We start from the raw sequence: 276 nt of genomic DNA on the forward strand, positions 1-276 counted from the left end.
GTCCGTGCTGCGATCGTTCGGCTCCAAGACCTACCAGACGTTCCTCGCCAACTTCAGGAACCGGTTCCGCTTTGTTGCGACGGCGACACCCTCACCAAACCGCTACAAGGAGCTCATCCACTACGCCGGTTTCCTCGGAGTCATGGACGCCGGCCAAGCGCTCACCCGCTTCTTCCAGCGCGACTCAACCAAGGCCAACCATCTAACTCTTTACCCACACAAGGAGCGCGAGTTCTACCTGTGGCTCAACACGTGGGCCGCGTTCGTCCAATACCC

1 protein-coding gene is annotated in these 276 nt (G+C 59.8%); it reads left to right on the plus strand.

The window, feature by feature from the left end:
• On the plus strand, nt 1-276 hold a 276-nt coding region (locus Q5762_RS38215; protein ID WP_315896915.1), incomplete at both ends, for a hypothetical protein.

This window comes from Streptomyces sp. P9(2023) (assembly GCF_032436795.1).
GTDB lineage: Bacteria > Actinomycetota > Actinomycetes > Streptomycetales > Streptomycetaceae > Streptomyces.